3 protein-coding genes and 1 pseudogene are annotated in these 2,474 nt (G+C 70.5%); 3 read left to right on the top strand and 1 reads right to left on the bottom strand.

What is annotated here, in order from left to right; genetic code table 11:
• Both ABZU46_RS31615 and ABZU46_RS31610 read left to right on the top strand, forming a co-directional pair.
• Positions 1 to 249: hypothetical protein (locus ABZU46_RS31615; protein WP_354863355.1), on the top strand; the 249-nt coding region annotated here is incomplete at its 5' end.
• A 321-nt stretch (positions 250 to 570) separates the two neighbouring features.
• On the top strand, positions 571 to 1,764 hold the full coding sequence (locus ABZU46_RS31610; RefSeq protein ID WP_354863354.1) for an endo-1,4-beta-xylanase: 1,194 nt from the start codon (positions 571 to 573) through the stop codon (positions 1,762 to 1,764).
• Positions 1,765 to 1,809: 45 nt separating this feature from the next.
• Here the strand turns inward: ABZU46_RS31610 and ABZU46_RS31605 are convergent, their stop codons facing one another.
• Positions 1,810 to 1,983 carry an NIPSNAP family protein gene (locus tag ABZU46_RS31605; RefSeq protein ID WP_354863353.1) on the bottom strand — a complete coding sequence of 58 codons (174 nt, stop codon included), beginning with the start codon at positions 1,981 to 1,983 and terminating at the stop codon, positions 1,810 to 1,812.
• A gap of 83 nt (positions 1,984 to 2,066) precedes the next feature.
• Between ABZU46_RS31605 and ABZU46_RS31600 the strand changes: the two are divergent.
• Positions 2,067 to 2,474, top strand: a pseudogene (locus ABZU46_RS31600) (endonuclease/exonuclease/phosphatase family protein); the annotation flags it as partial.

The following is a 2,474-nucleotide window of genomic DNA, read 5'->3' as shown; positions in this document are numbered from 1 at the left end:
GAGCGGGTGCGAGACCTGGAGGCCCGCGTCGCCGCCGCGGCCGGCACCGAGCGCGCCGCGCTGGCCGCCGAGCTCGACGAGCTGCGCTCGTCGGTGCGGGCGGAGAAGCTCGGCGAGGTGGCCACGGAGTTCGACCGGGTGCACAACATCCAACGCGCCGTCGAGGTGGGCTCGGTGGACGCCGTCATCCGCGCCGCCGAGCTGCGTCCGCGCGTCATCGAGGCCATCGAGGCGCGTCTGCGCGGCTGATCAGCTGCCGACCCCGCATGGTGGGGACGGCGCCGACCCATCCCGGTCGGTGCCGTCCCCACTGCCGTTGGCAGGCCGGCCACACCGCGCACCCGTCGAAACTTTCATCCGATGACTCTCCACAGTCGCGCAGCTCACCCGAGTTTTTTCCGGAAGTTTTCAGAGTTGACGAGCCCCATCGACGGCCATAATGTTTCGAACGAGTTTCCGGTGCTTCGGAGAGCGCCACCGAACCCGAGACCGCACCCCGCCCACTCATCCCCGGGCCGCACCCTCCCTTCAAAGATCGACGTTTGTCGATCATGCTCGAAAGGAAGGCAGATGAAGCCAAGACGGTGGATCAGCGCCGGCCTCGTCGCCGTCGCGACCGCTGCGGCGTTGAACGCGATGCCGGCCACCGCGAGCCGGCCGTACGACCCGACCACGCAGAGCCTCGCGACCCTCGGCCAGCGTCACGGCCTGAAGATCGGCACCGCGGTGAACGCGACAGCCCTCAACGACGCCAACGACCCGCAGTACCGCCGGCTGGCCGCCTCGGAGTTCTCCTCGGTCACGGCCGAGAACGCGATGAAGTGGGAGAGCCTGGAGCCCACCCGGGGCACCTACGACTGGACGGCCGCCGACCAGCTCGTCGAGTTCGCCAAGCGCAACAGGCAGGCCGTGCGCGGCCACGTGCTGGTCTGGCACAACCAACTGCCCGCCTGGCTGACCAGCGGCGTCGCCGACGGCAGCATCTCCAAGCAGGAGCTGCGTGAGCTGCTGCGCAAGCACATCACCACGGTCGTCAACCACTACAAGGGCAAGATCTGGCAGTGGGACGTGGTCAACGAGGCGGTCAGCGACCCCTGGGACACCCCGTCGACGTTGCACTACAAGGGCTTCTGGGCGCAGAACCTCGGCCCCGACTACATCGCCGACGCGTTCCGCTGGGCCCGCGCCGCCGATCCCACGGCGCTGCTGTTCTACAACGACTACAACATCGAGGCGTTCGGCTCGGGCAACCCGGCCGACGACAAGACGCAGTTCGTCTACGACATGGCCAAGGGGCTGCGCGCGCGGGGCGTCCCGATCGACGGCGTCGGCTCGCAGGGCCACCTGGGCACCCAGTACGGCAACTTCGACACCCTGCAGGTGACCGCCGCCCTGAAGCGGTTCGCCGCGCTCGGCCTGGCCACCGCGTTCACCGAGGTCGACGTCCGCAGCGAGATGACCGAGGCGGTCCGGGCCGGCAACTCCGCCGAGATCAACCCCCGGTTGCAGGCGTCGGCGGCCAACTTCAGCGTGCTGATGAAGGCGTGCCTCGCGGTGCGCACCTGCCTGTCGTACACCGTCTGGGGTTTCAGTGACAAGTACTCGTGGGTGCCGGACTGGTTCAACGACCCGCCTGAGGGTCTGGCCACCATCTACGACGAGAACTACCAGCCCAAGCGGGCGTACCAGGAGCTGAAGTCAGACCTGATCTTCGCCGGCCCGCCGTACGTCCTGCCGCGCATCGCGCCCAGGCCGCACCGCTGAACCGGCACGGGTCGTGCGGGGTCCACCCTCACCGCACGGCCCGTGTCAGCGCGGCACGGCCAGGTCGTCATCCGGCAGGAGCGGGCGCATGAACGTCCGCTCGTAGCGCACCACACAACCGGACTCGTCGCGGATCGCGTCGGCCGCGACGAACTCCGGGTCGTCGCCGAACCGTGCGCGGTACCGCTCGTACGCCGCCAGGCTCTCGAAGCTGAACAACGCCTCGGCCCTGCCGCGCGACGGCCGGCAGTAGGATCACGGGCACCTCGGCGAAGACTGTCGCCTGCCCTGCCGGAGCCCGCATGTCGACAGATCCGCCCGGCGACACCACCCGAATCCGAGGCGCGCTCCTCGGCCGCCGTGGCGCCGGCCCGTATCGCGCGATCCGCCGAGCGCTCGCCGCCGGCTGCCTCATCGCCGTCGCCGGGGTGCCGGCCCAATCGCCGGTGGCCGGGGCTCCCGCGCCCACGACGGTCCGGGTCCGGGTGCTGCAGATGAACCTCTGCAACAGCGGTCGCGCCGGCTGCTGGACCGGGCGGGCGTTGAGCAGGGCCGCCGAGGTGATCAGGGCCGAACGACCAGCCCTGGTCACCCTCAACGAGATCTGCCGGGACGACGTGCCCACCCTGGAGGCGGTGTTCGCGGCCACCCACCGCGGCGCGGCGGTCGTGTCCGCCTTCCAGGCCGCCGGCGACCGCCCCAGCGGCGCC

It is taken from the genome of Micromonospora sp. NPDC005197 (assembly GCF_040608295.1).
Classification (GTDB): domain Bacteria; phylum Actinomycetota; class Actinomycetes; order Mycobacteriales; family Micromonosporaceae; genus Micromonospora.
Note: the sequence above shows the minus strand (reverse complement) of the source record. Positions and strands in the feature narration are given on the sequence as shown.

Bases quoted from the DNA above. Each gene is read 5' to 3' on its own strand.
- ABZU46_RS31610 (WP_354863354.1), top strand. From the start codon at position 571: ATGAAGCCAAGACGGTGGATCAGCGCCGGCCTCGTCGCCGTCGCGACC.